General features: G+C 66.4%; 20 protein-coding genes and 1 riboswitch. Of the genes, 8 read left to right on the top strand and 12 right to left on the bottom strand.

Translation table 11 applies throughout. The annotated features are described in order from the left end of the window. Positions 1–10: 10 nt before the first annotated feature. Positions 11–1,648, bottom strand: coding sequence for a TldD/PmbA family protein (locus NX774_RS15410; RefSeq protein ID WP_258823122.1), 1,638 nt, complete (start codon positions 1,646–1,648; stop codon positions 11–13). A 341-nt stretch (positions 1,649–1,989) separates the two neighbouring features. Between NX774_RS15410 and NX774_RS15405 the strand changes: the two genes are divergently transcribed. Continuing rightward, positions 1,990–3,519: a S1C family serine protease gene (locus NX774_RS15405; protein ID WP_258823121.1), complete on the top strand. Its 1,530-nt coding sequence runs from the start codon at positions 1,990–1,992 to the stop codon at positions 3,517–3,519. A gap of 129 nt (positions 3,520–3,648) precedes the next feature. Here NX774_RS15405 and NX774_RS15400 read toward each other — a convergent pair whose 3' ends face one another. Continuing rightward, positions 3,649–5,256, bottom strand: coding sequence for a serine hydrolase (locus tag NX774_RS15400; RefSeq protein WP_258823120.1), 1,608 nt, complete (start codon positions 5,254–5,256; stop codon positions 3,649–3,651). A gap of 167 nt (positions 5,257–5,423) precedes the next feature. Between NX774_RS15400 and NX774_RS15395 the strand changes: the two genes are divergently transcribed. Continuing rightward, a complete protein-coding gene (locus NX774_RS15395; protein WP_258823119.1) occupies positions 5,424–5,999 on the top strand; it encodes a TMEM165/GDT1 family protein in 576 nt (191 codons plus the stop codon). A gap of 17 nt (positions 6,000–6,016) precedes the next feature. Further along, entirely contained in the window at positions 6,017–6,562 is a 546-nt protein-coding gene (locus tag NX774_RS15390) for a hypothetical protein (RefSeq protein ID WP_258823118.1), read from the top strand. Here the strand turns inward: NX774_RS15390 and NX774_RS15385 are convergent. From NX774_RS15385 to NX774_RS15375, 3 genes are all read right to left on the bottom strand, one after another. Then, positions 6,559–8,217, bottom strand: a complete 1,659-nt coding sequence (locus NX774_RS15385) for a CehA/McbA family metallohydrolase (protein WP_258823117.1) — start codon at positions 8,215–8,217, stop codon at positions 6,559–6,561. The two genes, NX774_RS15390 and NX774_RS15385, sit on opposite strands and share 4 nt — an antisense overlap. 137 nt (positions 8,218–8,354) lie before the next feature. Continuing rightward, positions 8,355–9,206, bottom strand: coding sequence for an outer envelope protein (locus NX774_RS15380; RefSeq protein ID WP_258823116.1), 852 nt, complete (start codon positions 9,204–9,206; stop codon positions 8,355–8,357). Positions 9,207–9,369: 163 nt separating this feature from the next. Further along, positions 9,370–11,532 (bottom strand): aminotransferase class V-fold PLP-dependent enzyme, encoded by a 2,163-nt coding sequence (locus tag NX774_RS15375; RefSeq protein ID WP_258823115.1) that lies wholly within the window; start codon positions 11,530–11,532, stop codon positions 9,370–9,372. Positions 11,533–11,681: 149 nt separating this feature from the next. Between NX774_RS15375 and NX774_RS15370 the strand changes: the two genes are divergently transcribed. From NX774_RS15370 to NX774_RS15360, 3 genes are all read left to right on the top strand, one after another. Then, a complete protein-coding gene (locus tag NX774_RS15370) occupies positions 11,682–12,167 on the top strand; it encodes an Lrp/AsnC family transcriptional regulator (RefSeq protein WP_258823114.1) in 486 nt (161 codons plus the stop codon). A gap of 67 nt (positions 12,168–12,234) precedes the next feature. Then, positions 12,235–13,368, top strand: a complete 1,134-nt coding sequence (locus tag NX774_RS15365) for a branched-chain amino acid ABC transporter substrate-binding protein (protein WP_258823113.1) — start codon at positions 12,235–12,237, stop codon at positions 13,366–13,368. A gap of 82 nt (positions 13,369–13,450) precedes the next feature. Further along, the gene (locus NX774_RS15360) at positions 13,451–15,265 is read left to right on the top strand and encodes a DUF885 domain-containing protein (protein WP_258823112.1); all 1,815 of its coding nucleotides are present in this window, start codon (positions 13,451–13,453) and stop codon (positions 15,263–15,265) included. Positions 15,266–15,385: 120 nt separating this feature from the next. Here NX774_RS15360 and NX774_RS15355 read toward each other — a convergent pair whose 3' ends face one another. The 7 genes from NX774_RS15355 to NX774_RS15325 form a co-directional block, all read right to left on the bottom strand. After that, the gene (locus NX774_RS15355) at positions 15,386–16,069 is read right to left on the bottom strand and encodes an anaerobic ribonucleoside-triphosphate reductase activating protein (RefSeq protein ID WP_258823111.1); all 684 of its coding nucleotides are present in this window, start codon (positions 16,067–16,069) and stop codon (positions 15,386–15,388) included. After that, positions 16,062–16,244 carry an anaerobic ribonucleoside-triphosphate reductase gene (gene nrdD / locus NX774_RS15350; protein WP_258823110.1) on the bottom strand — a complete coding sequence of 61 codons (183 nt, stop codon included), beginning with the start codon at positions 16,242–16,244 and terminating at the stop codon, positions 16,062–16,064. Before nrdD ends, NX774_RS15355 begins: the two co-directional genes overlap by 8 nt. Positions 16,245–16,273: 29 nt before the next feature. Then, the gene (locus NX774_RS15345) at positions 16,274–18,019 is read right to left on the bottom strand and encodes a ribonucleoside triphosphate reductase (RefSeq protein ID WP_370660443.1); all 1,746 of its coding nucleotides are present in this window, start codon (positions 18,017–18,019) and stop codon (positions 16,274–16,276) included. Between the two features lie 158 nt (positions 18,020–18,177). Further along, positions 18,178–18,379, bottom strand: a riboswitch (cobalamin riboswitch). Positions 18,380–18,490: 111 nt separating this feature from the next. Beyond that, positions 18,491–20,179, bottom strand: coding sequence for a M14 family zinc carboxypeptidase (locus NX774_RS15340; RefSeq protein ID WP_258823108.1), 1,689 nt, complete (start codon positions 20,177–20,179; stop codon positions 18,491–18,493). A gap of 30 nt (positions 20,180–20,209) precedes the next feature. Further along, positions 20,210–21,706, bottom strand: a complete 1,497-nt coding sequence (locus tag NX774_RS15335; RefSeq protein ID WP_258823107.1) for a sensor histidine kinase — start codon at positions 21,704–21,706, stop codon at positions 20,210–20,212. Then, positions 21,703–22,584, bottom strand: a complete 882-nt coding sequence (locus NX774_RS15330) for a hypothetical protein (RefSeq protein WP_258823106.1) — start codon at positions 22,582–22,584, stop codon at positions 21,703–21,705. The genes NX774_RS15335 and NX774_RS15330 overlap by 4 nt, the downstream gene beginning before the upstream one ends. A 27-nt stretch (positions 22,585–22,611) precedes the next feature. Continuing rightward, complete coding sequence (locus tag NX774_RS15325; RefSeq protein ID WP_258823105.1) at positions 22,612–23,262, bottom strand: response regulator transcription factor; 651 nt, start codon at positions 23,260–23,262, stop codon at positions 22,612–22,614. Between the two features lie 329 nt (positions 23,263–23,591). On the opposite strand from NX774_RS15325, the gene NX774_RS15320 reads away from it, so the two are divergent. Both NX774_RS15320 and NX774_RS15315 read left to right on the top strand, forming a co-directional pair. After that, positions 23,592–24,248 (top strand): energy transducer TonB, encoded by a 657-nt coding sequence (locus tag NX774_RS15320; protein WP_258823104.1) that lies wholly within the window; start codon positions 23,592–23,594, stop codon positions 24,246–24,248. A 200-nt stretch (positions 24,249–24,448) separates the two neighbouring features. After that, on the top strand, positions 24,449–26,749 hold the full coding sequence (locus NX774_RS15315; protein WP_258823103.1) for a M28 family peptidase: 2,301 nt from the start codon (positions 24,449–24,451) through the stop codon (positions 26,747–26,749). Positions 26,750–26,791 lie beyond the last annotated feature (42 nt).

Below are 26,791 nucleotides of genomic sequence, written 5' to 3'. Positions count from 1 at the left end.
TGTTCCTGCCTTAGCCGATCTTGCGGGCGGTGTTGATCACGTTGATGCCGTTAAAGCGCGCGGTCGATGCGCCATGCGAGACGATCGAGATCTGCGGCGGCTGCCCCTTCCCGTCGAAGAAGGAACCGCCCATGCGCCAGTCGCGCTCGTCGCACACGGCCGTGCAGGCGTTCCAGAATTCCTGGGTGTTGGCCTGGTAGGCCACGTCCTCGAGCATCTGGCCGATCTTGCCGTCCTTGATCTCGTAGAACAGCTGGCCGCCGAACTGGAAGTTGTAGCGCTGCTGGTCGATCGAGAACGAACCGTCGCCCACGATGTAGATGCCTTTCTTGATGTCCTTGACCATTTCGTCCGGCGTGAGCTTCTTCTTGCCCGCCTGGAGCGACACGTTGGGCATGCGCTGGAACTGCACGCTGCTCCAGCTGTCCGCGTACGAGCAGCCGTCCGACTCCTTCTTGCCGATGATGTGGGCCTGGTCGCGCGTGGCCTGGTAGCTGACCAGGATGCCGTCCTTGATGATGTCCCAGCGCTTCGTCTTCACGCCTTCGTCGTCGTAGCCCACGCAGCCGAGCGAACCCGGGGTGGTCTTGTCGGCCACGATGTTCACGTGCGGCGAACCGTAGTTGAATTTACCGGTCTTCCACTTGTCGAGCGTGGCAAAGCTGGTGCCCGCGTAGTTGGCCTCGTAGCCGAGCACGCGATCGAGCTCGGTCGGGTGGCCCACCGACTCGTGGATGGTCAGCCAGATGTGCTCGGGCGAGAGCATCAGGTCGTATTTGCCCGGCAGGACCGACTTGGCGGTCAGCTTGGCCCTGGCATCGCGGCCCGCGGCGCGCGCGTCCTCGATGATGTCGTACGATTTCCCGTACAGCGTGGCCACGCCGCCGGCAGCCTTGATCTTGTCCTCGGGGCGGCCGTCGAGGTATTCGTAGCCCATGCCCACCGGCGCCGACAGTCCGGCGCGCGAACGGAACTTGCCGGTCGATTTGTCCACCGCCGTCGCGGTGAGCGGCGCCCACAGGCGCTGCATGTCCTGGTCGATGTAGGAGCCGTCGGTCGAGGCGAAATACTTCTGCTGGTTCACCTGGAACAGCATCGACTGCATGAAGTTCGCGCCGCCATCCATGCCGGCCTTGTTGGCGGCGATGAGCAGCTCGGCTTTTTCCTTGATCGGCACGGCGCGCCAGTCCTTCTTCACCGGCGTGGCCCACGACACTTCGCCCACACCCTTGACCGGCGCGAGCTGCACCGGCTCCGATTGCAGCTTGGCGTTGGCCTTGGCGATCGCCACCGCCTGGCGCGCGGCGCCGGCCACGCCGTCCGGCGACATGTCCGAGGTCGCGGCAAAGCCATAGGCGCCGTTGCACACCACGCGCACGCCCACGCCGGCCGACTCGGTGTTGGCCACGTTTTCGACGTTCAGGTCGCGCGTGATGATGAACTGGTTGAGGTAGCGGCCGATGCGCACGTCGCAGTAGCTGGCGCCGGCCTTGGTGGCGGCATTGAGCGCGACGTCGGCCAGCGTTTTCTTCAGGCCGATGGCCATCGGGGTAAGCAGCTCTTCGGCGGCAATCGCGCGACCGAAGACCGGGACCAGCATCGACCCGAAGGCCAGGCCGCTGATATTGAGGAAGGTGCGACGTTCCATTCTGTCTCCTGAAATCAACCCATCTCTTCTTGGCAGCAGCCTTTGTCGGCCGCTCTCGTATTTACATCCGCAACGGGTGCCGCTTGCCCTACAGCGCGAAACGGCAAACCCAAGAACCATAGCAGCAACTCAAGATTTTGAATAGGCAAGCGGAGTCGCGGTCACGCAACTTTTTTATCGTTTTTCGATGACGCGCCGCAGCAAGTTGGGGGAATACATCCAAAAAGGACAATTCTTGTATGTATGCATATGCAAAGGCGCAACGTGACCTTGCATACCGCAGGCAAACACGGTCGTGTATATTTCCTCAACAACATGACCCCAACTCATCGATGCCGCCCATGAACCTCGTCCGCCTGACCGTCGTTGCTCTCCTTGCCGCCGCCAGCCTTGGCGCGCACGCCGCAGAAAACATCCCGCCCGCCCAGCCGCCCGCACTGGCAACCGTCGTGAGCAACTCGGTGGTCAAGGTCTTCAGCACCTTGCGCCGCCCGGACCCGCTCAAGCCGTGGACCAAGGCCGCCCCCTCGTCGGTCAGCGGCTCGGGCGTGGTCATCGAGGGCAAGCGCATCCTCACCAACGCGCATGTGGTCGGCTACGCCAGCCAGGTCGAGGTGCAGGCCAGCCAGTCGGGCGACAAGATGCCCGCCACGGTGGTCGCGATCTCGCGCGGCATGGACCTTGCGCTGCTCAAGCTCGATGACGAATCGTTCTTCGACACGCACCCGCCCGTGCCGCGCGCCAAAGCGCTGCCGGACGTGGGCGAGGCCGTGTTCGCGTACGGCTACCCGATCGGCGGCAACTCGCTGTCCACCACCAAGGGCGTCATTTCGCGCATCGAGTTCGTCCCCTACGGCTATGGCAATTCGGGCCTGCGGATCCAGGTGGACGCGCCGATCAACCCGGGCAACAGCGGCGGCGCGGTGGTCGTCGGCGACAAGCTTGCCGGCCTTGCGTTCTCGGGCGTGACGAACGCACAGAACATCGGCTACATCATCCCGAACGAAGAGATCGAGCTGTTCCTGAAGAACGTGGCCGCCGGCCAGTCCAACGACAAGCTGTCGATCCACGACGACATGCAGACGCTGGAAAACCCGGTGCTGCGCCAGTTCCTCAAGCTCGACAAGTCCATCGAGGGCCTGGTGGTGAGCCACCCGGCGGGCAAGGACGCGGGCTATCCGCTGAAGGAATGGGACGTGGTCACGCACATTGGCCAGTACCCGATCGACAACCAGGGCATGGTCAAGCTGGGGCAGAACCTGCGCGTGCGCTTCCAGTACCACCTGCAGCACGTGGCCAGGGACGGCAAGGTACCGCTGACGATCGTCCGCGCCGGCAAGACGATGCAGGTGCAGGTGCCGGTGAGCGGCCCGCGCAAGCTGCTCATCCCGGACCTGAACGGCGGCTACCCGTCGTACTTCGTGTACGGCCCGATCGTGTTCTCGCGCGCGACGGCCGAGTACCTGTCGTTCCTGAGCGCGAATGCGCCGGCGCTGAACGCGTTCAGCTTCAACGCCAACCCGCTGGTCACGCGCCGCGGCGACCAGCCCGACGCCGAGCACGATGAACTGGTCGTGATCGCCGCGCCGTTCTTCCCGCACAAGCTGGTGAACGGCTACGGACCGCACTTCGCGTCGGTGGTCGATTCGGTCAACGGCGTGCACGTGAAGAGCCTGCGCCACCTGGTGCAGGTGCTGCGCGACCTGAAGGACGAGAACGTGGTGCTGCGCTTTGACCAGCGCTACGGCGAGACCATGGTCCTGCCGCGCAAGGCCATGCTCGATGCGACCGACGGCATCCTGCAGGACAACGGGATCCGTATGCAGGGTTCGCCGGACATGATGGAAGTGTGGAACGGGAAGTCGGCCTGAACGAAGATGTCACGTAGGGTGGGCAGGTTTCCTGCCCACGCGTTCAACCAGTGCGACATTGGACGCAATGGTGGTGATGCACACGATCGCTGAACGCGTGGGCAGGAAGACCTGCCCACCCTACGTCATTCAGCCGGCCTTTTTCACCGGCACGAACGTCAGGTCCTGGAAGTCGTAGCTGAAGTCGGTCTCGGTGGAGATCGGCTTCATCTTCATGCGCTCGATGCTGCCGTCCGGGTTGAGCGAGAACGTGACGTAGGCGTCCGCATTGAAGTTGCGCTCCTTCCAGCGCACGATGAAGGTGTCGTGCTGGAAGTGTTCTAGCTCGCCGACCAGGTCCGGCGTGCGCGTGAAGGTGAGCACCTGCTTCTTGCCCACGTGGCTGATCTGCGCCTTGCCATACCATGCGTCCTCGTACTCGCCGTCGTACGCGGCCAGCGGCAGCGACGGCTGCGACTTGGCGGCGCGCGCGGCGCTGGCGTTCTTCAGGCGCGCCATCTCCTTGGCGTGCATCTCTTCGTCCAGATCGGCCACCACCTTGATCCAGTCAGGCCCGCCCTGCACGCCCAGGTAGCGGTCCAGCAGCGCATAGGTGAGCGCGTTGAGCGAGCCGCCGCTTTCGGCGTTGGTCAGGATCGCAATCCCCAGCTTCGATTCCGGCACCAGCAGCACCTTGGAATAAAAGCCCTGCAGCGCTCCGCCGTGCATGGCCAGCAGCTTGCCGCGATAGTCGCGCAGCTGGAAGCCCAGGCCGTAGGCCGAGAAGTTCGGCTTGATGGTCGCCATCGCGGTCGGCGCCTCGCCAATGCGAATCGGCGTTTGCGCAGTCCACAGTTCGCGCGCCTGCTTGGCACTGAACAGGCGCACCTCCTTGCCGTTCGCGTCCACGCCGATGCGCCCGCCGTCGAGCAGCACCTTCATCCACTTGGCGATGTCCTCGGCGTTGGTGTTGATGCCCACGGCGCCGATCGCGTTCGGCACAGGCATCGACTTGACCGCGGCGATCTTGCCGTCGATCTTGCTGTGCGCGTTGGCCAGGTCCGGATTGCCTTCGTTTTCGGCCAGGCTGGTGGTGGTGCCGGTCATGCCCACCGGCTTGAGGATGCGCTCGCGCACGGTCTCGCCCCAGGTCTTGCCCGACTTGGCGGCGATGATCTTGCCGGCCACGATGTACAGCAGGTTGTCATACGCGTAGCTGCTGCGAAAGCTCGTCGACGGACGGATGTAGCGCAGCTTCTGGATGATTTCGTCGGTGCTGAAGTTGGTGGTCGGCCACCACAGCAGGTCGCCCGCGCCCAGGCCCAGGCCGCTGCGGTGGGTGAGCAGGTCGCGCACCGTCATCTCGTGCGTGACGTAGGCGTCGTACATCTGGAAGTCCGGCAGGTGCTTGGTCACCGGGTCGTCCCAGGCCAGCTTGCCGTCGTCCACCAGCATCGCCAGCGCGGCGGCGGTGAATGCCTTGGAGTTGGAGGCGATCTCGAACAGCGTCCTGGCATCGACCTTTTCCGGCGCGCCCAGCTTGCGCACGCCAAAGCCCTGCGCCGCCACCACCTGCCCGTCCTTCACCACCGCGATCGCAATGCCTGGCACGTCGAACGCTTTCATCACGCGGTTGACGTCGGCCTCCAGGCTCGACGCGCTGGCGACGACGGGTGCTGCGCTAGGTGTTGCCGCATCATGTGCGAATACGCCGGCGGCGGAAAAGGCGAGGATGAGTGCTGCTGAGAGGCGTTTCATGCGGTCTTCCTTATCGTTGTTGGCGTTGTTGGCTGCATGGCTGAGTCGGCCGGGCGCGGGCAGGATAGCACTTTCAACCTTCGCGCGAAAGCGAGCCGCCGCCGGTATTGACGAGCGCGCACATGGCGCCTCTGCTATCATCGCGGCTTTTCCAGCCCCCACCTTCCATGGAAGCGTTCCTCATCTCAACCGGCATCGTCGCGCTTGCCGAAATCGGCGACAAAACCCAACTGCTGGCCTTCCTGCTGGCCGCGCGTTTTCGCCGCCCGCTGCCGATCGTGGCCGGCATCTTGGTGGCCACCATCGCCAACCACGCGTTCGCCGCGGCCGTGGGCGCGCTGGTCAGCGAGCTGCTCGGGCCGAACGTGATGCGCTGGGTGCTGGGCCTGTCCTTCCTCGCCATGGCGGCGTGGATTCTGGTGCCGGACGAGATCGACGAAGAGGAATCCAAGCTGGCGCGCTACGGCGTGTTCCTGACCACGCTGATCGCGTTCTTCCTGGCCGAGATGGGCGACAAGACCCAGATCGCGACGGTGGCGCTGGCAGCGCGCTTCCAGTCCATGGCGGCGGTGGTGGCCGGCACCACGGTCGGCATGCTGCTGGCGAACGTGCCTGCCGTGTACTTCGGCGAGCGTATCGCGGGCAAGGTGCCGCTCAAGCTCGTGCACGGCCTGGCCGCGCTGATCTTCGCAGTGCTGGGCGTGCTTACCCTGCTGGGGGCCGGCGCGCAGTTCGGTTTCTGATCTCACGGGAGCAACCCATGATCCTTCCCCGCCTGCTGCTGGCCGCCCTGCTGGCCGGCGCCACGAGCGCCTGCCTTGCGCAGGCTGCCGCCGCCCCGGCCACCCAGCCCAGGTTCGAGCCGCCGGTGCGCGTACCGGCCGACATCGCAAGCTTCTTTACCGGCGAGTGGTCCGGGCGCGGCCAGTTCGCGTCGGGCAGGCCGATCGAGGCCGACGTGAGCTTTCACCCCGAGCTGGACGGCCAGTGGCTGCAGTACCGCCACACCGACCGCGCGCCCAACAAGTACAAGGCGCTCGGCATGTGGGGGATCGAGACGGCCTCGCACAAGCTGGTCATGACGCTCAACGACAGCAGCGGCACGGCGCGCACCTTCACCAGCGACGGCTGGGCCGACAGCGCGCTGGCCTTTGCGCGCACCGTGTCGCGCGAACCGCTGCGCGAAGAGCGCTTTACCTTCAGCCGCCTGTCGGACAACAGCTTTCGCATGGTCTTCGAAGTGCGCGCGGACGACAAGCCGTGGCGCATGATCGACCAGCTGGTATTTGAGCGCATCGCACGCTAGGGCTTCGGTCCGGCCTGTGTCACCCAGACCGGCGCGGACCACAGCACGTTGCCGTCGGATTGGGTGACCTTCGCATAGTAGAAGTGCTCGCCCGGCGTTGGGGTGAACGTGGTGGTGGCGGTTGCGGACAGCTGCGTGACCGTCCCGTTGCGGCCCGGGACGCCCTCCATGATGGCCACCGCCGCCACCGTCTTGCCGGCGTCGTTCGCGAAGTTGGCGGCCAGTGTCAGCGGCCCGCTGCTCGCAAAGCGCTCGCCCATCAGGTGCCCGTTCGCGGTCAGCACCAGCTGCGAGCCCTTGTCCATCGTCGCAAACACGCGCCGCGCGCGCACTGCCTCCAGAAAGCTGTCCAGCGTGAGCGGCGTCCCGGCCGGCACCAGCACGCCGGTACGGTTGGTGTACGAGACGCCCCAGTTGGCACAGTGGTTGTCCTGGTCGCTGCTGAAGGCGACGTGGTAGCCCGCTTCCAGCAGCTTGTTGCAGGCCATCTCGAAGCTGCTGCGGCGCGTCTCGGTTTCACTGTCGTTGTTCGAAAACGCGGTGCTGTTCAACACCTCGCACAACGCCATCGCCTGGTCGCCGTCGGGCGTGTAACCCAGCGCCACGCCATTGACGACGAACTGGCCGCTCACCGACGGATGATTGAACTGCCCCACCCAGCCGCGCTGCTTCATCAGCGTGTACAGCGCGCCGTAGTCGCTGCGCGCGGTGAACGTGTCGCCCACCAGCTCGCCGCCGGCGTTCTTCTCCCAGCCCAGGAGCTCGGTCGCATTGAAGATGTTCAGGTGGCCGCCGTTGCTGATCACACCCCACTCCAGCCCGTAGATGGCGAGGAAGCCGGGATGCGCGCCCGAGAACGCGTTGGCCGCATCGAGCCCGCCATGGAACAGCGCCCTGGCCTTGGCCGCGTCGGCATTCGGGTTGCTGCCGTCGGAGCCGTCGTACATGTGGTTGTGCTCGGACGTCATCAACATGTCGAGCCCGCGGCCGCGCGCGTAGGCATAGGCGTCCGCCGGCCCGTAGCGCCCGCCCTGCGGCTGCTGCGCGCCATTGCATGCGGCAACGTCGGCGCCGCCGTCGCTGTGGTTGGTCTGGCTGTGCAGGTTGCCCAGGTAAACCGTGTACGGCAGCGATGCGGTCGACGGCGCGGCCTGCGGCTCGCGCACGGTGCGCGCCGAGGGCAGCGCGTCGAAACGCGGCATCGCCAGCGGCGCCACCGGGCCCACTTCCATCGGCCAGGCCTGCTCCACCGCCTCCTCGGGCGGCGCGCCGCGCACGCTGGCGCGCATGCGCGCCGTGTACACGCCGGCGCGGGCGCGCGTGCCGGCCACTGTGCCGTCCCAGTGCACGTCGATGCTCACCGGGACGTGGCGCATCACACGCATGCCGCGCCAGGACTTGACCGGCTTGCCGCCGGGCGCGAGCAGGTCGAGCCGCCAGTCCACCTGCTTGGGCTGGGACAGGCCGGGGAAGTCGAAGGTGAGCGTGAAGTTGCGCGCGTCGCGATGGCCCGGCGGAGCGGCCGGGTCACCGGCGAACGGCGCGTACAGCGTGGCTTCGAACTCGCCGTGTTCGACCGGCGCGGGCGCGGCAACGGCACAGGCGCAAGCGGCGAACAGGACGAAGGGAATCGGGGAAAGGATTGAGGTTTTCATGATGCAATTGTTGCAATTACATCAGTGAAGACCTTGCGCTGGCGTGGGCCGAAGTTGCCATTTCAATCACTAAAATTGACAAAAGGCCAAGCCGGCGGGAATTGGTGTTCCCGCCGGAAATTACTGCGGCGCTGAGATCAGAAGTGGTACTCGGCGCGCACCATCGGGGTGGTGGCGCGCTGGCCCTTGTTGCCGGTGGTCCGCTCGGTATTGCCGAACTTGTTGTTCCACAGTTCGTACTCGAAGCCCACGCGGAAGCGGTTCTTCGGCTGGTTGAAGTGGCGGCCCACGTCGTACATCAGCTGCATGTCCAGGTGGGTTTCGGCGCCGGTGCCATTGCCCACTTCGTCGCGGCCCTTGGCGGCGATCCAGTTCAGGTAGCCTTCGAACGACAGGCCCTCCACCGCGGCCACCGGGATGCCCCAGTTGGCCGACAGCATCGGGTGGGTCTCATACGTATAGCGGTCGGTCACTTGCGAGATCGGCGGGAAGGCGCCGGACGGGGCATTGCTTTCACGCAGCAGCAGCACGCTCGTGTTCAGGTAGCCCGGCACGTCCCACATCAGCGTCGGGCCCAGCACCAGCATGCGCTTGCGCGAGTTGTAGCCGACGTCGTTCTTGGTGTTCCAGTCGAAGCCGGCGGTCGCGCCCACGCCCTTGACTGCGCCGTAAGCCAGGTCCTGGCCCATCACCTTGCCGATGTCGAGCGTGTGGCGGTACACCACGTAGGCTTCCTGCGCGCCCGATTTCTGGGTCAGCGAGCCCGGGTCGTTGTGGTCCGACTGCAGCAGGTCGAGGTTGAAGTAGTTGACGCCGTACTTGTAGCCGCTCGAATGCGTCAGCGCGAAGATGTTCTTGCTGATGTTGGTGGGGTTGAACGGTTCGCGGAAGGTCTCGCCGTGGCGCCAGCTGATGGCGGTGTCGCTCCAGTCAGCGGCCTGGCTGATGCCGGAAACCAGCGCGAGGGCGGCGCAAGCCGCGAGTTTCATGGTTTTTTTCATGGATGGGTTGGTGCTGTTTGTAATGTCCCGCTGCAAGCGGCCTGTCGCACGCCAGCCTGGCTGGACGGCGTGCCCGCGCGTAGTGTAGCCGCAAGCAGTGCCATCCGTCCCATCCCTGTCTCATCTACGCCATAGTTCGCCAGCCCATCGGCTACGACGCCAGCGCCATCCCGCCGGACAGGTGCCACGCCTGCGCATAGCCGATCCGCTGCAGCTGCAGGGCCGCGCGCGCGCTGCGGTTGCCGCTGCGGCAGACGAACACCAGCGGCCGCGATTCGTCGCGCAGCCAGCGTCCGGCCTGCTCGGCCAGCCGCGACATCGGCACGTTCACTGCCGCGCGGCCGTAGAGCGTTGCCGGGCCCGCGGCGTGCTCGGCGGGTTCGCGCACGTCGACCAGCACCGCATCCGGATGCGTGGCCAGGAAGCGCTCCAGCGACTGCTGCTCGACCTGCAGGACGTCGGCCACGCCAGCGAGCGCCGGACGGCACAGCAGCGGCTGCACCGCCAGCAGCGAGCCGAGCACGCCGCCGCCGTGCGCCAGTGCTGCCGGCGTGCTCCACGGAGGCGTGTCCGATTCGATGCTGCGGCACAGGGCCGTGTCCGCGTTCACCAGCGAGGCAAGCCGTTCGGTCGCGCCGCGCATGCGCGCCAGCGGCACACCTTCGGCGCAACCGGGCGCCTGGGCGCCGCCGATGAAGGCAAAGCGCACATCGGATGCCGGAAGATCCGGGCCGTTGGCGGCGCCGAGCAGGTAAAACGCGTCCTCGCCCTGTGCCACGCGCGCCAGCCACTGGTCGCCGATCCTGATCGCCGGCGCGATGCTGCCGTCGCCCAGCCGCACGCTGGCGCCCTGGCGCGGCCAGCCGGCCTCGAACAGCACGCCGCTTTCGGCCAATGCGCTGCACAGCGCGTCGCAGCCGGCGCGCGCCTGCGCGTCGTCTTCCGTCGTCAGCACCGCGCGCACCGCATAGCCGCGCGAGCGCGCCAGCGCCGCGATGCGCGCCGCCAGCGCGGCAGGCGGGTCGATCGCCACGCACAGTTCTTCGCGCTGCTCGAACACCAGCCAGCCGGCGCGGCCCTTGCAGCTCATTTGCAGCACGCCGGCGCCACGCGCTTCGCCGGACAAGGCAAGCGGGTCGGCACGCAGCGCAGCGCCGCAGCGGACGATGCGCGCCCAGGCCGCGTCGATGAACGCGTCGTCCACCTGCGGGCCAAAGGACAGCCGCACGGCGGAGGTTGCGCGCCACGCCGGCAGCTGCATGGCCTGCAGCACGTAGCTCGGCTGGGCCTTGGATGCCGAACAGGCCGAGCCCGCGCTCACGCGCACGCCCGCCGCGTCGAACAAGTCCAGCACCTCGCGGCTGGCCAGCCCCGGCACCGAAAAATTGATCGTGGTCGGCAGCGCCAGGTCGAAAGGAGCATTGAACACGATGCCGGGAAAGGCTTCGCGCAGCGCCAGCACGATGCGCTCGCGGTACGCCGCGAGCTCGCCGTGGCTGCGGAACACGCCGCCCTGCTCCAGCGCCTTGAGCACCGCGCCAAAGGCCGCAATGCCGGCCATGTTCTCGGTGCCCGAGCGCTGCGCCCCTTCCTGCCCGCCGCCGGCGATCAGCGGTGTGAACGGCGCGCCTTCGCGCACGTACAGCATGCCGATGCCCTTCGGGGCCGACAGCTTATGGCCGGAAAACGGCGCGTAGTCGATGCGGGTGTCCGCCAGCGCGAGCGGCAGCTTGCCGAGCGCCTGCACGCAGTCCACCATCCACAGCGCCTCGCGGCCTTCTTCGCGCATGACCGCTTCGATGCCCGCCAGGTCCGAGACCACGCCGGTCTCGTTGTTCGCCGCCATGGTGCACACCAGCGCGGCATCCGGCGCCAGCGCGCGCAGCACGTCCAGCCGGTGGCGGCCCTTGCCATCGACCGGCAGGCAGGCCAGTTCCAGGTTGGTCCCGAGCAGCCGGTTCCAGTGCGCCAGGCTCTCCGGCACCGCCTTGTGGTCGGTCGCGCCGTACACCAGCAGCCGGCCGCAGGGCTGGCCCGCCAGCTGCCGTTCGCGCACCTGCGCCAGGGCCGACACCACCGCCGTCTGGATGCCTTCGGTTGCGCCGCTCGTGAACATCAGCCGGCCGCCGCCCGCGCCGATCACGCGCCGGGCACAGGCACGCGCCTCGTCCAGCACCATGCGGGCGCGTATGCCAGCCGCATGGCTGCTGCTCGGGTTGCCGAAGCGCCCCGCCATCACGTCCACGGCCGCCTCCATGGCGACAGGCAGGGTGGCACAGGTGGCGTTCGCGTCCAGGTAAATCTCGTTGTTCATAAAAAAATTGCCAAAAACCTAAAATAGTGGCTCGGTTCGTGTTATTGTTGGGTAATATGTTACAAAGTTGCGCAGAAGAAGACGTTCCAAAATCTCTGATTTGTGGTCAAAATAAAGCAGAAGTGTTCTCATAATCACAAAAATTGAAAATGAATTCACTCGATAAGTTTGATTGCGCGATTTTGGCTGCGCTCCAGGCCGACGCCACCCTTTCCATTTCCGGCCTGTCCGAAAAGGTCGGCCTGTCCAGCACCCCGTGCTGGAAAAGGGTCAAGCGGCTGGAGGAAGAGGGCTATATCGAAAGCCGCGTCAGCATCGTCAACCGCCAGAAGGTGGGGCTGCCGGTGACCGTGTTCGTCAGCGTGCGCACCAGCGAGCACGACGAAAAATGGCTGGAGCGCTTCGCCTCGGCCGTGACGGCGCTGCCCGAGGTGCTCGAGTTCCACCGCATGAGCGGCGACGTGGACTACCTGCTCAAGGTCGTCACCACCGACATCGACGGCTACGACCGTTTCTACAAGAAGCTGATCAAGACCGCCCAGCTGACCGGGGTGTCGTCGGCGTTCTCGATGGAGCAGATCAAGTCCACCACCGCGCTGCCGCTCGAACTGATCTCGCACGGGCTGCCCGCCTGAGCGCCTACCCGCATCGGCGAAAAATCTGCGATGATGTCGGCCGTTCGATAACAACGGAGACAACGTAATGCCATCGACCATGAAAGCGGCGCCGCTCGCGCTTGCCGCGCTGCTGCTCGCATCGCACGCCACTGCGGCGGATGAACAGGTAGTGAAAATCGGCGTGTCCGGACCGCTGTCCGGCCCGAACGCCTTCGCCGGCAAGGACGACGAAAACGGCGTGCGCCTCGCGGTCGAGGAGCTCAACGCGCAGAAGCTCAAGGTGGGCGGCAAGACGGTGCGCTTCGAGCTCGTGTCCGAGGACGACCAGGGCGACCCCAAGGCCGGCGTGAACGTGGCGCAGAAATTCGTGGACGCGGGCGTGAAGTACGTGCTGGGGCCATACAACTCGGGCGTGGCCATCCCCGCTTCGCGCATCTACAACGACGCCGGCGTGCTCATGTCCACGGTCGGCACCAATCCCAAGATCACGCAGGGCGGCTACGGCACCGTGTTTCGCATCGTCGCCAGCGACACCCAGGTGGGCGGCTCGGTGGCGAACTACGCGGCCAAGGACCTGAAGATCAAGAACATCGGCGTGATCGACGACCGCACCGCATTCGGCCAGGGCATCGCGGACGAATTCACGCGCCGCGCCAAGGCCGCCGGCATGAACGTGGTGGGCCGCGAGTTCACCAACGACAAGGCGAGCGACTTCTCGGCCATCCTCACGGCGCTCAAGGCCAAGCGCGTGGACGCGATCTTCTTTGGCGGCTACGCGCCGCAGGCCGCGCCGATGGCGCGCCAGATGAAGCAGTTCGGCATGAGCGCCAAGCTCCTGGGCGGCGACACGCTGTGCAGCCCCGAGATGGCCAAGCTGGGCGGCGACGCCGTGGCCGACAACGTGCGCTGCGCGCAGGCCGGCGCGATCCTCGAGAAGCAAGCGGCCGGCCCGGCCTTCATCGCCAAATTCAAGGCGCGCTTCAAGCGCGACCCGGACGTGTACGCACCCTCGTTCTACGACCAGACCATGTTCATCGCCCAGGCCATGAAGACCGCCAACTCGGTCGAACCGGCCAAGGTGAACGCGGCACTGCGTTCGGGCAGCTACCAGGGCGTGGTGGGCACCTATGCCTACGACCCGGCGGGCAACCTGAAAAAGACCACCGTCACGGTGTACACCTTCAAGAACGGCGCACTTTCGCCACTGGCGAGCTATTGAACAGCAAGCGTTCCGGCGGCTCGGCGGCGCAAGGGGTATCCTTGTCGCCGCTTGAAGCCAACACCATCTCAGGACTCCATTCATGAACAACAAATTCGCACTCGGCGCGCTCGCCATCGCCGCCGCCTTGGCATGCGCCGGCGCATCTGCCGACACGGCCGCACCGGCCGCATCCAGCGCCGCGCATCCGGCCCAGGTGAGCGAAGCGGCCAAGCAGCTTGGCGCGCTCGCCGACGAATACTATGACGCGCTGGCGCGCTTCGACCCTGTGGCGGCGGGCGAAAGCGGCGACAACCGCTTCTACGACCAGATCGGCATGTCGATCTCGCCCACGGAGCGCGCGAAGCAATTCGGCCTGTACAAGGGCTACCTCAAGCGGCTGCACGCAATCCGCCGAGAGCAGCTGACGGCCACAGACCGGACCAGCTACGACATCCTCGATTACGAGCTCAAGACGGCGCTGCGCTTCGAGCCCTTCCCCGAGCACCTGCTGCCGATCAGCCAGATGGACAGCGTGCCCGTCATGCTCGCGAACTACGCCAGCGGCGAAGGCGCGCAGCCGCTGGTCACGGTGCGCGACTACAAGGCCTACCTGAACCGCCTGCGCCAGCTCGGTCCGTGGATCGACCAGGCGATTGCCAACATGCGCGAAGGGATCAAGACCGGGGTCGTGCAGCCGCAAGCGCTGATGAAGTCGGCCCTGCCGCAGTTCAAGCAGCTGGTGTCGAACAAGCCGGAAGAGAACATCTACTACACGCCGGTGAAGCACTTCCCGGCCAAGTTCACGGACGCGGAAAAGCGCGAGCTCACCGAAGCCTATCGCGGCACGATCGACAAGACGCTCAACCCCGCACTGGCGCGCCTTGCGACCTTCATCGAAAAGGAATACCTGCCGCACTGCCGCACCAGCACCGGCTGGAGCGCCCTGCCGAACGGGAAGGCCTGGTACCTGGCGCGCGTGGCCAGCCAGACCACGACCGCGCTCACGCCCGAGCAGATCCACCAGACCGGCTTGCGCGAAGTGGCGCGCATCCAGGGTGAGTACGCGCGCATCGGGCCGAAGATGGGCTACAACGGCCCGGCCGCGGGCCTGCCGGGGTGGGTGTCGGAGCAGGCCAAGTACAAGCCGTTCAAGACCGACAAGGAAGTGATCGACGTGTACCGCAAGCTCGACGCCGAGCTGCGCCAGAAGCTGCCCAAGCTGTTCTCACTGCGGCCGAAGACACCGCTCGACCTGCGCCTTGAGCCCGAGCTGTCGCGCGCCACCGCCTCCGACCACTACACGCCGCCGGCGGTGGACGGCACGCGCCCCGGCGTGTTCTGGTCGGTGGTGAACGATCCAAAACAGTACGGCAGCACCGGCATGGTGACGCTGTTCCTGCACGAGGGCCAGCCAGGCCACCACTTCCACATCGCGCTGATGCAGGAGCTGAACCTGCCCAACTTCCGCAAGTTCGGCGGGAACAACGCGTTCACCGAAGGCTGGGCGCTGTATGCCGAGACGCTGGGCACCGAGATGGGCCTGTACGACAAGCCCGAGGACTGGTTCGGCCACCTGAACGACGAGATGCTGCGCGCCGTGCGGCTGGTGGTGGACACCGGCATGCACGCCAAGGGCTGGACGCGGGAGCAGTCAATCAAGTACATGCGCGAGACGCTGGGCTATCCGGAATCGCTGGCGCGCAGCGAGACCGAACGCTACATGGCATGGCCGGCGCAAGCGCTGGGCTACAAGGTGGGCGCGCTCAAGATCCAGGAACTGCGCCAGCGCGCGGAGAAGGCGCTTGGGCAGAAGTTCAGCCTGCCGAAGTTCCACGAGATCGTGCTGGACGAGGGCACGCTGCCGCTGTCGCTGCTGGAGGCGAAGGTGGACCGCTGGATTGCAGCGAGCAAATAAGCGCAGTCTGGAGTGGTGGGACGGTAGGGTGGGCTCTCGAGCCCACGCGTTTGACACGTGGCGCGTCAAGAGGGCGCACGCGTTGCGTATCACCGCGTGGGCACAAGTGCCCACCCTACGTTAGCCAACCCTCAGTTCAACCTGCACCCCTGCACCCTGCACCGCCCCGGTCATGGTCCGTGCGGGAAAACTGATCCGCTGCCCGTCGCGCCGGACCGGCTGTAATACCAGCTTTCGCACTCCCATCCCGGCCACCTGCCGGGACATCCTCTCCACCTCTTCCGGATCCAGCATCGACGGATCGACCGTGCAGCGCACCTCATGCGGCACGCCTGAGGCCAACAACAGCCGCAGCGACTCGCGCGCGGCGTCCCCGCTGTCCACGCCGGTGATGCGTTCGTAAAGGTCGAATGGCGCCTTCACGTCAAAACCAACCCAGTCCAGCAGCGGCAGCGCGGCCTGCAGCCGTTCAGGGTAGGGGCCGCCCGTGTGCAGAGCGGTGGCGAAACCGAGCGCTCGCACCTGGGCCAGCGCATCCGGCAGGCCGCGCTGCAACAGCGGCTCGCCGCCGCTGAACACCACGCCGTCCAACAGCCCACGCCTTGTGTGCAGCCACGCCAATACCTGCTGCCACGACGGGGCGCCGGGCGCAGCCGGGGCGCGCGGCAGCAGGTGCGGATTGTGGCAGTAGCCGCAGCGCCACGGGCAGCCCTGCATGAACACGACCGCGGCCAGCCGTCCCGGGAAGTCGATGGTGGTGAACGGCGCCAGTCCGCCGACCGCCACCTCCTTCTGTTCACGCATGCGCCATCGCCGGCAGCGCGCGCGCTTCGGTGAAGTGGCGGCGCTCGTGGTGCTCGCCCTGCTTGCCGGGGTTGAACTCCGATACCGGGCGGTGGTAGCCCATCACGCGGGTCCAGACCTCGCAGCGCTGGCGTTCATTCTCGGCGAGCTGGTGTTGTTGGTGTTTGTCGGACATGGGATTTCCTTTCTTGGTTCGGTGGGTGATCAGGAAGCGCGGCGCGCGAGCAGTTCCTCGTCGCAGCGCGGGCAGAACTCGTGTTCCCCGGCCAGGTAGCCGTGAACCGGGCAAATCGAAAACGTCGGCGTGACCGTGATGTACGGCAGACGGAAGCGCGACAGCGCGGTGCGCACCAGGTTGCGGCACGCCTCGACCGATGAGATGCGCTCGCGCATGTACAGGTGCAGCACCGTGCCGCCCGTGTAGCGGGTCTGCAGTTCGTCCTGCCGCGCGAGCGCTTCGAACGGATCGTCGGTGAAGCCGACCGGCAGCTGGGTCGAGTTGGTGTAGTACGGGCGTTCCGCGGTGCCGGCCTGCAGGATGTCGGCCCAGCGCTTGCGGTCTTCCTTGGCGAAGCGGTAGGTGGTGCCTTCGGCCGGTGTCGCTTCGAGGTTGTACAGGTTGCCCGTCTCCTCCTGGTAGGCACGCATGCGCTCGCGCAGGCGTTCCAGCAAGCGCAGCGCCAGCGCGTGGCCTTGTTCGCTGCTGATATCCGCCGTGCCACCGCTGAAGTTGCGCACCATCTCGTTGACGCCGTTCACGCCAATGGTCGAGAAGTGATTGCGCAGCGTGCCCAGGTAGCGCTTCGAGTACGGGAACAGGCCCTCGTCCATCAGGCGCTGCACCAGGCGCCGCTTGATCTCCAGGCTGTCGCGCGCAAGGTCGGCCAGGCGGTCCACCTGCGCCATCAGGGCCTGCTCGTCGCCTTCGTACAGGTAGCCAAGGCGCGCGCAGTTCAGCGTCACCACCCCGATCGACCCGGTCTGCTCGGCCGAACCGAACAGCCCGTTGCCGCGCTTGAGCAGCTCGCGCAGGTCCAGCTGCAGGCGGCAGCACATCGAGCGGATCTGGTTCGGCTTCATGTCCGAGTTCAGGAAGTTCTGGAAGTACGGCAGGCCGTACTTGGCCGTCATCGCGAACAGGCGCTCGGCGTTGGGCGACTCCCACGGGAAGTCGCTGGTGATGTTGTAGGTCGGGATCGGGAAGGTGAACGCGCGGCCGCGCCGGTCGCCCGCGCTCATCACCTCGATGTAGGCGCGGTTGATCAGGTCCATCTCTTCTTGCAGGTCGCCGTACGCGAACGGCATCTCGGCGCCGCCGATGACCGGCACCTGCTCGCGCAGGTCTTCCGGGCACACCCAGTCGAAGGTGAGGTTGGTGAACGGTGTCTGCGTGCCCCAGCGCGATGGCACGTTGAGGTTGTAGATGAACTCCTGCATCCCCTGCCGCACCTGCTCGTAGGCCAGGGCGTCCTTGCGCACGAACGGCGCCAGGTAGGTGTCGAACGAACTGAACGCCTGCGCCCCCGCCCACTCGTTCTGCAGGGTGCCGAGGAAGTTCACCATCTGGCCCAGCGCGGTGGAAAAGTGCCTGGGCGGGTCGGCCTCGGGCTTGCCCGGCACGCCATTGAAGCCCTCGTACAGCACCTGGCGCAGCGACCAGCCCGCGCAGTAGCCGGACAGCATATCGAGGTCATGGATGTGGAAATCGGCTTCGCGGTGCGCTTGGCCAATCTCGGGCGGGTACACCTGCGACAGCCAATAGTTGGCGATCACCTTGCCCGATACGTTGAGGATCAGGCCACCGAGCGAATAGCCCTGGTTGGCGTTGGCGCGCACGCGCCAGTCGGCGCGCTCGAGGTATTCGTCGACGCTGGCGACAACGTCGACCAGGGTACGGCTATTGTCGGCCGCCGGACTGGCGGGCGTTGATGGCAAAACCTGAGGGTGCAGCATGGGCCGAGCTCCGCGTTGGGGGGTGGAGCATCGGCGCTGCGCCATGCCGCCAGCGGGCGCGCACGGGCGAGCGGCGGCAAAGCCGGCCAATCGGTACGCGAACGCAGCTGGAAAACAGGCGCGACTTCTCGCCGGGACACCCCGCCCCGTTCAAAGGAAAAAATCGCGTTGCGGCAGGTCTCCTGGCTCTCGGATCAACGCGCTTCACCTGCCTTCCCGAACACGTTCAGTGGCATGTGGCGGCGAAGCGCTCGCCGATGACAGTTGCGGGGGCAGCCCCGGATTTCGAGCCAGGCTCGGCACCGGATTCCCTTTTAATCCCTCAAGAAAAAGGAACCGACAACGGAACCGAGTATAGAAGGCGAGGTTGGGCTGGATCAAGCTTTTCTACTAAATATATTAACCTAGGACAAAAACACACTAGATTTAGTAGTCCGGCCGGTGATCAGCCGGCCGGGATGGTACTGCTTATTCCACCATAAACACCGGATAGCGGCGCCATTCCGGCTCGCGGTAGCGCGCGCAGTTCGCAAAGATAAAGTCGAGCACCGCCGACTGGTCCTTGAGCAGCGACGGATTGGCCGCCTTCCAGTCCGCGAATTTGGCCGCGAGTTCGGGCTCGTCGCGCAGCAGCTCCTCGGCGTGGTCTTCGAACACATAGTCCGAGTACGCTTCCTTCTTCTCCAGCACGCTGTTGAAGAAGCCCCAGCGGAAGAAGCTGTCATGTGCCAGCGGCTCGAGCGTCTCGACCGCATAGCGCGCGTTGTCCTGGTCGAGCGGAACGATGTAGTCGCCCGCGCGCAGCGTGACGGTGCCGCGCCGCTTTTCGAGCTGCACATCGTCGTGGAACATGTGGCCTTCGTACGCATTCGGTCGCGAGCCCACCGACACGACGTGGTAGTACGACGCTTCCACGGTCCGGTCGCTGTCCACGCGCTCCATCTGCACGCCATTCCACTGCAGGCGCTCGATCGCCTCGCGCCACGCCTGCGGCACCACGTAGGCGCGCGGTGCCTTCACCGTCACGTCGGCCGGGAAGCGGTTGAAGTAGGCGATGTCGCGCTCCCAGGCGCTGCTGCGGTCGTAGTACAGGCGCGTGTAATCACCGAGCACGCTCGGCTTGTACTTCGCCTCGTACCCCTTGAAGCGGAAGCTGGACGGATTGGCTTCGTCCATCGACCAGTGCACCGGCCACTCGGCGCGCGTGCGGCCCGCTTGCTTGGCGGCGCGGCGCAGCGCCTTGATCTGCGCGCCGTTCCGAACGGTGAAGTCGAGCGCGGTTTCGACCAGCGCACGCATCGAGTGGTAGCGGTCGGCGAACGGCTTGAGCATGTGCGTTTCGGGCATGAAGCCGATCGTGTGGTGCAGCGCCGCGTAGCCGGTCGAAAAGCGCGGCGTCTCCAGGAACTCGGCGATGCCGTGGTCGGGGCTGTCCTTGACCGGATTGACATACGGGCAGGTCGGCCAGCCGCGGCGCTCCATTTCACCGAACATGAAAGGCAGCATGGTATCGCGCAAAAAGCCGCCCAGCTCCCCGCCCAGCTTGTCCGCCTGGGTGTGGATCAGGGTCATGGTGTACGAGTAGTCGGCGCCGTTCGAGGTGTGGGTGTCGACCATCACGTCCGGGTCCCACGACGTGAAGAACTTGTTGAAGACCTGCGCGGTCAGCGTGTCGCACTTGACGAAGTCGCGGTTCAGGTCCAGGTGGCGACTGTTGCCGCGAAAGCCGAACTGCTCCGGCCCGTCCTGGTTCACGCGCGAGGTGTTGTTGCGATTCAGGCTGCCGTCCACGTTGTACAGCGGGACGAACAGGAACACGGTCTCGCCCAGCGCGGCCAGACGCTCGGGCTGGGTGCAGAAGTCGCGCACCAGCGCCATGCAGGCGTCCACGCCTTCCGGCTCGCCGGGGTGGATGCCGTTATTGTTGAAGAAGACCGTGCGGCCGGCCTCTTTGATCTGGTCGCGGTCGAACACGCCGTCGCTGCTCACCACGCCGGCGTGGATCGGCACGCCCGCGTCCGACGTGCCGATCACGCCAAAGCGCAGCACGCGCGGGTAGTCGCGCGCCAGCTGCTCGTACCAGGCGATGCAATCGGCCCAGGTGGTGGTCTGGTTCTGGTTGCCCTTCTCGAAAGGCGTCGTCAATGCGTTGGACATGGTCGATGGTGGTGGAAATTTTCGAGGGCTCTACGATACCGCAGTTGCGCCCTGCAGTGGCAGCGAGATCGCAACAACGGTGCCCTGGCCAGGGCTTGAATGCACCACGATGCTGCCGCCCAGCGCATCGACGCGCTCGCGCATGCCGATGATGCCGATGCCCTCGGACGCGCTCTTCGTGTCGAAGCCGGCGCCGTTGTCGGCCACTTCGATGTGCAGCTCATGCTTCGGTTCGGACAGGATGAGCGACACCTGCGCCGAGGTCGCGCCCGAATGCTTCATCACGTTGGACAGCGCCTCCTGCACGATGCGGTAGGCCGAGATCGCGAGCTCATTGCCCAGTTGCGAAAAGTCGCCTTCGGAGTGGAACGAGAAGCTGGTGTGCGAACTGTCGTAATGACGCAGCATCTCTTCCACCGCGCCGTGCAGGCCCAGCATGTCCAGCACCTCGGGCCGCAGGCGCCTCACGATGCGCCGGCCGTTGGCATACAGGTCCAGCGCCAGCTTGGTGATCGCCTGCGCCTTGTGCCTGATCTGCTCCACCTCGGGGCCGGCAGGCGCCCTGGATGCCACCGCTGCGATGGCCTGCGCTTCCAGCCGCACAGCGATCAGCGAGGCATTGAGCTCGTCGTGGATCTCGACCGCGATGCCCTTGCGCTCTTCCTCGATGATGGCATTGACCTTCTGGATCAGCTTGCGCTTCTCGTCGTTGGCGCGCAGCGCCTCGTTGCGCGAGGCGACCAGGTCGCGCGTGCGCTCGGCCACCTTATTTTCCAGGTCCTTCTTCGATTCGTCCAGCGCCACCGACATGTCGCCGATCGACGCCTGCAGCTCGCCCACCTCGCCGCCCGTGGTGACGGGCAGGTTGACACGGTAATTCCCGCCGCGGATCTGGCGCAGCGTGCCGATCGCCTCCTTGAGCGGCACGGTCAGGCTGCGCGCCAGGAAGAACGCGAGCGCACCGGCCGCGGCCAGGCCGAGCGCCGCCATCGCCAGCTCGATGCGAAAGCGGTGCGCCTGCTTGGCCATCATCAGCGACGGCGACATCGTCACCCGCACCCAGCCAACGACTTCGGTGGTGAGCGTGGGCGGGCGCGAATCGCTGGACGCGCTCACGTGCGGCGTGCCGTTGTCCGAGAACAGGTTGATCCACACGATCTGCTTCTTGATCGGCGCCTCAAAGTAACGCGGTTCCGCTTCCGCCGCGGATTCCGAAACCACGCCCACCGCGCGCTTGCCGCTGGCGTCCACCACGTCGATGCGGTACACGCTTTTGTCCGACTGGACCAGGCCGTTGATGGTCAGGCGCAGGTCGGACAGGTTGCCCGAGATGAGGTTGTACTCGCTGGTTTCGGCCAGCGCCGTTGCCAGGATGCGCCCGCGCTCGGCCAGTTCCTCCGCCACCTGGGCGCGGTGCGAATACCACGAATACCACACGAACGACGTGAACAGCAGCGCCACCGGCAGCATGGTGATGACGGCCATGCGGCGGCCGATGCTCCAGCTGCGCCAGAACATCAGCTTCATGGCTGGCGCGGCGCCGCGCGCGCGAAGTTGCGCACGTCGCTGGACACGCGCACGTCGAGCGAGCGCGCCACGCCCTCGTTGACGACGGTGCGGAAGTAACGCGGGAACTGCGGCGGCGGCAGCACGCCCGTTGCCACATAGGCCGCCGCCATCTCGGCCACCTGCGCGTTCACGTCTTCGACCTCGGAATACGTGGTGGCCAGCGCGCCGGCCTTGACCATGTCGGCCGAAAAACCGATCACCGCCTGCTTGTGGCGATAGGTCGACAGCAGGATGTTGCGGATGCTCTCGGTGTTGTACACCTCGCTGTCGGGCAGCGCCAGCAGCACCTCGGTCTGCGCGATGCGCGACAGGATGCGGTTGATGTCGTCGCCGGGCGCAAAGTCCTGCACCTCGGCCTGCCCTTCCAGAACGGGCTTGAGAAAGCCGGTGTCGCGCCCGAGGATCGCAGACACGCGCACCGGGCGGCCATACAGCAGCGAGACCAGGCGCAACTGGTCGGCCGGCGCCGGCTCGGCGTACACGGCGGTCATGGCGGCGGCGCGCGCGGCCGGCACGCTGGACAGCACCGAGCGGTACACCTGGCTCGACGTGAACGCCGAGATCACCGCGCAGTCGCAGTCGCGCTTGACGATGTCGTGCAGCGCGGCCGGGCCCACGGTGACGACCAGCATGCGGCGCCGCTGAGCCAGCTCGGTGCGAAACACGGCGAAGGTAGGCACCAGCCGCTTGTAAAGGTCATCCACGATGCGCCGCGTGACCGCACCGTCGTCGGCAGTGACGATCTGGAAGCGGTAGCCGCTGACGGCTTCATCACGCGGTGCGGCCTGCGCGCCGGCGGCCAGCGCCAGCGCGAAGGCGGCGAGGATGCTGCGCACGCTGGCTGCCGCCCCGGCCATCGGCGCTTACGGCTCGATCAGGCCGTGCTTGACGGCCAGCTTGGTGATGTAGGCCTGGCGGTGCACGCCCAGCTTTTCCTTGACCGCCTGGCTGATGTTGCTGATGGTCTTGGTGGACAGGTTCAGTTTTTCCGCGATCTCGGCGTTGGTCAGGCCCTCGGCCATCAGCTTGAAGATCTCGAGCCCGCGCTCGTCCAGCTGCGACTGCGGCGACACGTCGCCACGCACCGCCAGGCTGGCCAGCCGTTCGGCGATCTGCGGCAGGAAGTACAGCTTGCCCTCATGCGCGTGGCGCACCGCCGTGGCCAGGTCGGCCGGGTCGCAGTCTTTGGTGACGAAGGCGTGCGCGCCAAGGCGATAGGTCTCCTTGATCAGGCTGTCCTGGTCGAACTGCGACAGGAACACGATCTTTGCGCCCGGGTGCGCCTTCAGGATCTGCTGGGCCGCGTCCAGCCCGGTCAGCTCGGTGCCAAAGCGAATGTCGAGCACCAGCACGTCCGGCTGGAGCTCGCCGTACATGGCCACCGCCTCGTCCGGCGTTTTGGCCTGCCCGACCACGTCCATGCCGTGCCCGGACAGCGACATGGCAAAGCCGGTCATGACGATGGGATGGTCGTCCGCCAGCATCACGCGGATCGGTTTTTGCTCTGCTTGCACGTTTTTCTCCTGAGGCGCGCCGCCCGTTACATCCGCTTACCAATCTCTGGAAGCTATGTGTGCCATCACACCGAAACCAGGGCGGCCCTGGAGTGATTATTTCATACAACGAGCTGGCGCGCGAGTAGCCCGGCCCAGGGTTTCCCGCCCCCATTTCCTCGTGCGGCGACTACGATTAGAAACAAATTTGCTACGAATCGGAGTTGCAAATTGCTAGGACATGGAATACATTGGTTCCATCGAAAGGAAAACGTAGCTCCCCCGACGACAAAAAGACGCTCAAGCCCCACCAGGCCCGCCACCGAGCACAACAAGAAAAGGAGAACGCCATGCACTTCTCGCACCTGAACAACGGTACCGGCAGCAAGGCAACCAAGATGGCCGTTGTCGCCGGCCTCCACGTCCTCGTGGCGACCGTCTTCATCCACAGCATCAACACGCGGCACATCAAGCTGCCGACCGTCCCCGAGGACATCATGGTGATGCTCCAGCCGGAGGTGCCACCTCCGCCGCCGCCGCCCGAGCCGCCCCGGCCGATGCCGCGCGTGGCGCCGCCGGAGCTGGTGGTGCCGCGCGTGGAGGTTGAGACGCCACCGCCGCAGGACCCGCCACCGATGCAGGCGACCACCCAGGCAGACCCGGTGCCAGCCGAGCCGGCCCCGGCCCAGCAGGCAGAAGCGCCGCCGGCCCAGCCGTCGCAGAACGCCGGCGCAATGCGCACCGCGGTGATGGCCGACGGTTGCGCCACCCCGCAGTACCCCGCCACCTCGCTGCGCAACGGCGACACCGGCACCACCACGCTGGCCCTGCTGATCGGCGCCGACGGCCGGGTGCAGCAGTCGCGCATCGAACATTCGAGCGGCCACCGTGAACTGGACCGCGCCGCGGTGAACGCGCTGAGCCTGTGCAAATTCAAGGCGGCGATGAACGGCGGCCAGGCCGAAGCCGGCTGGGCCCAGATCGCCTACGACTGGAAGCTCGAATAACTGTGTAACGCGCGACCTTTCCCCTCTTTGCCCGCCCTCCCTCAGCCTGGCGGGCATTTTTTTGTTTGCCCCGAAGGGTGGGCAGGTCTTCCTGCCCACGCTTCCAACCAGTGATAGCGCAGCCAATCCTGCGTGAAGGAGGTGCACACCCAACACCCGCTGTCCCAGCCGAACCACTACAAAAAGAGAGAGAAAAACAATTGGAGACCACCGACTCAGCCCTGCCGGAATGCCCCGGCGTGGCGGGGTGCGTTGCGGCCGTGGCAGCCGTGTGCGCCCTCGCCTGGTCGTGCCTCGTCACGGCCGCCCTGCCAGCGCCCGCCAGCGCCAGCGCGCCAGCCGCACGCTTTGCCGCGGAGCGCGCCTTCGTCCACGTGCGCGAACTGGCGCGTACCCCGCGCCCCGTCGCCTCGGCCATGAACGCCAGTGCCCGCGCCTATCTCGTCGCTACACTGCGCTCGATGGGCCTGGACCCGCAAGTGCAGACCGCGACCGTCCAGCGGCAAAGCATGGACAACCACCACAACGTCCACGTCACGCTTGCCACCGTCCACAACGTCATCGTGCGCCTGCCCGGTGCGGCCCGCGGCCGTGCGCCGCTGCTGGTGGCGTCGCACTACGACAGCGCCGGCGATACCTTCGGCGCGGCCGATGCGGCAGGGAGTGCCGCCATGCTCGAGACCTTGCGCGCACTGCGTGCCAGCCCGCCGCTGGCAGGCGACACCGTGTTCCTGTTCGCCGATGGCGACAATATCGGCGCGCTTGGCGAGCAGGCGTTCGCCGAACAGCACCCGCTGGCGCGGCAGGTGGGCCAGACGCTGCGGTTTCGCGACCTTGGCAACCTCGGCCCGGCCATCCTGCAGGACGTACATGGCAACGCTGGCGTAGCCATCGCGGCCTGGTCGGCGAGCCCGAACTCGCGCGGATCGTCGTTCATGCGCGAGGTATCCAGCCTGATGCCAATGGCGCCCGCCACCAGTTCGCTGGCCGCGCTCGCCGCGCCGCTCCTGCAGTTCGCGGCTGTGGCGGGACAGCTCGGCACGTTCGACACACCGGCATTGCTCGACCGCGCCACGCTGCAGCACGAAGGCGACACCATGCTGGCACTGGTCCGCACGCTGGCAGGCAGCCCGGCGAGCACCAAGGTCGAACCGGACCAGGTCTGGTTTTCGCTGCCCCTGCTGGGCATGCTGCACTACCCGGCGGGCAGCATCTGGCCGGTCACGCGCATCACCTGCCTGCTGGTGTTCGGCGTGTGCCTGCTGGCGATGCAGCAGTCGCAGGTGGAGGCGGTGGATATCGTCAAGGGCGCCTTCGGCTATGCGCTCGCCGCTGGTGTCCCGCTCGCGCTGTTCTACCTGGACGGCCTGCACGGCGCGCTCGCCCAAATGGTTGCGCTGGCGGGGCCGGGCAACGGCGCTCTGCGTTTCATGGGCGCTGCCGCGGCGCTGACGGCGGCCGTGTTCATTGCACTGCAGCGCAAGCTATGCGCACGCATCGGCGCCATGGCTGCCTCGCTGGGCGCACTCGCGTGGCTGGCCGCCGTGCTGGTGGTCGCCAGCTGGGCTGCGCCAGGCGCCACCTACCTGCTCGCGTGGCCGGTCATTGGCGCGGCACTCGCGCTGGCCGCACTGCACGCGCCCTGGGTGCGCGCCCTGCCCTCTTCGGTGCGCGTGGCGTTGCTGCTGGCCGGGCTGGCGCCGGCGGTAGCCCTGCTGGTCCCCGCCGCGCGCGACGCGTATGCGATGCCCACGCCATTCCGGGTCCACATTCCGCTGTGGCTGCTCGCCATCTTCCTGGGCCTGGCGCTGCCGCTGCTTGCGGTCGCCACACGGCGCCTGCCAGCGCGCGCGATCATGCTCGCGGGTGCGGCCGCGCTCGCGCTGCCGGGCAGTGCCAGCACGCCGCCGCCCGACCCGCCCCGCCCCAACCCGCTGGTCTATTACAAAGACATGCCGACGTGGAGCGAATGGTGGCTCTCATCGGTGCCCGAGCTCGACGACTGGTCGCGCCGGATGTTCCCGGACCAGCCAAAACCGCGGCGCCTGGTCGACGTGTTCGGCTGGGACAGCGACGACCTGTGGTATGCGCGGGCGGCTCGCACAAGCGTCGAATTCCCCTACGCGCTGCTGCTCAAGAACGAAGCCAGGCCCCGGCACATCGCGTTCGACCTCACCTCGAAGAACAGCGCGCCGAACATCGAGATGCGGCTACAGGGCGGCAAGCCGTGGCGGGCGCTGGTCAACGGGCGCGAGCTCTCCAACGACGACCAGATCCGCGGCTGGTCACTGTCGATGTACGGCATGGGCGGCCAGACCCTGCATTTCGCATTCGACCTGATCGGCGACCCACTGCTGGGCGTGCACGTGGAGGAACGCATTCCCGGCCTGCCGGAACAGGCGCTGCCGGCGGCGCGCCCGAAGCGAGCCTACATCCCGATGACGGGCCAAACCGTCACGAGAGACATCCTGTGGTTTCGATTGGGAAATGAAATACAATGATCCGGCGCACTCATCCGTGCGCCAGACCAACCATCAACTACC

This window comes from Massilia agilis (genome assembly GCF_024756255.1).
In the GTDB taxonomy this organism is placed as follows: domain Bacteria; phylum Pseudomonadota; class Gammaproteobacteria; order Burkholderiales; family Burkholderiaceae_D; genus Telluria; species Telluria agilis.
The sequence above is the reverse complement of the archived record's forward strand: the minus strand, read 5'-3'. Positions and strand labels throughout refer to the sequence as shown.

What these genes read in the sequence shown, in the direction of transcription:
- NX774_RS15410 (WP_258823122.1), bottom strand. Translation starts at nt 1,648, where the DNA reads ATGGAACGTCGCACCTTCCTCAATATCAGCGGCCTGGCCTTCGGGTCG.
- NX774_RS15405 (WP_258823121.1), top strand. Translation starts at nt 1,990, where the DNA reads ATGAACCTCGTCCGCCTGACCGTCGTTGCTCTCCTTGCCGCCGCCAGC.
- NX774_RS15360 (WP_258823112.1), top strand. Translation starts at nt 13,451, where the DNA reads ATGAACAACAAATTCGCACTCGGCGCGCTCGCCATCGCCGCCGCCTTG.
- NX774_RS15395 (WP_258823119.1), top strand. Translation starts at nt 5,424, where the DNA reads ATGGAAGCGTTCCTCATCTCAACCGGCATCGTCGCGCTTGCCGAAATC.
- nrdD (WP_258823110.1), bottom strand. Translation starts at nt 16,244, where the DNA reads ATGTCCGACAAACACCAACAACACCAGCTCGCCGAGAATGAACGCCAG.
- NX774_RS15340 (WP_258823108.1), bottom strand. Translation starts at nt 20,179, where the DNA reads ATGTCCAACGCATTGACGACGCCTTTCGAGAAGGGCAACCAGAACCAG.
- NX774_RS15365 (WP_258823113.1), top strand. Translation starts at nt 12,235, where the DNA reads ATGCCATCGACCATGAAAGCGGCGCCGCTCGCGCTTGCCGCGCTGCTG.
- NX774_RS15390 (WP_258823118.1), top strand. Translation starts at nt 6,017, where the DNA reads ATGATCCTTCCCCGCCTGCTGCTGGCCGCCCTGCTGGCCGGCGCCACG.
- NX774_RS15385 (WP_258823117.1), bottom strand. Translation starts at nt 8,217, where the DNA reads ATGAAAACCTCAATCCTTTCCCCGATTCCCTTCGTCCTGTTCGCCGCT.
- NX774_RS15380 (WP_258823116.1), bottom strand. Translation starts at nt 9,206, where the DNA reads ATGAAACTCGCGGCTTGCGCCGCCCTCGCGCTGGTTTCCGGCATCAGC.
- NX774_RS15355 (WP_258823111.1), bottom strand. Translation starts at nt 16,069, where the DNA reads ATGCGTGAACAGAAGGAGGTGGCGGTCGGCGGACTGGCGCCGTTCACC.
- NX774_RS15320 (WP_258823104.1), top strand. Translation starts at nt 23,592, where the DNA reads ATGCACTTCTCGCACCTGAACAACGGTACCGGCAGCAAGGCAACCAAG.
- NX774_RS15335 (WP_258823107.1), bottom strand. Translation starts at nt 21,706, where the DNA reads ATGAAGCTGATGTTCTGGCGCAGCTGGAGCATCGGCCGCCGCATGGCC.
- NX774_RS15370 (WP_258823114.1), top strand. Translation starts at nt 11,682, where the DNA reads ATGAATTCACTCGATAAGTTTGATTGCGCGATTTTGGCTGCGCTCCAG.
- NX774_RS15400 (WP_258823120.1), bottom strand. Translation starts at nt 5,256, where the DNA reads ATGAAACGCCTCTCAGCAGCACTCATCCTCGCCTTTTCCGCCGCCGGC.
- NX774_RS15375 (WP_258823115.1), bottom strand. Translation starts at nt 11,532, where the DNA reads ATGAACAACGAGATTTACCTGGACGCGAACGCCACCTGTGCCACCCTG.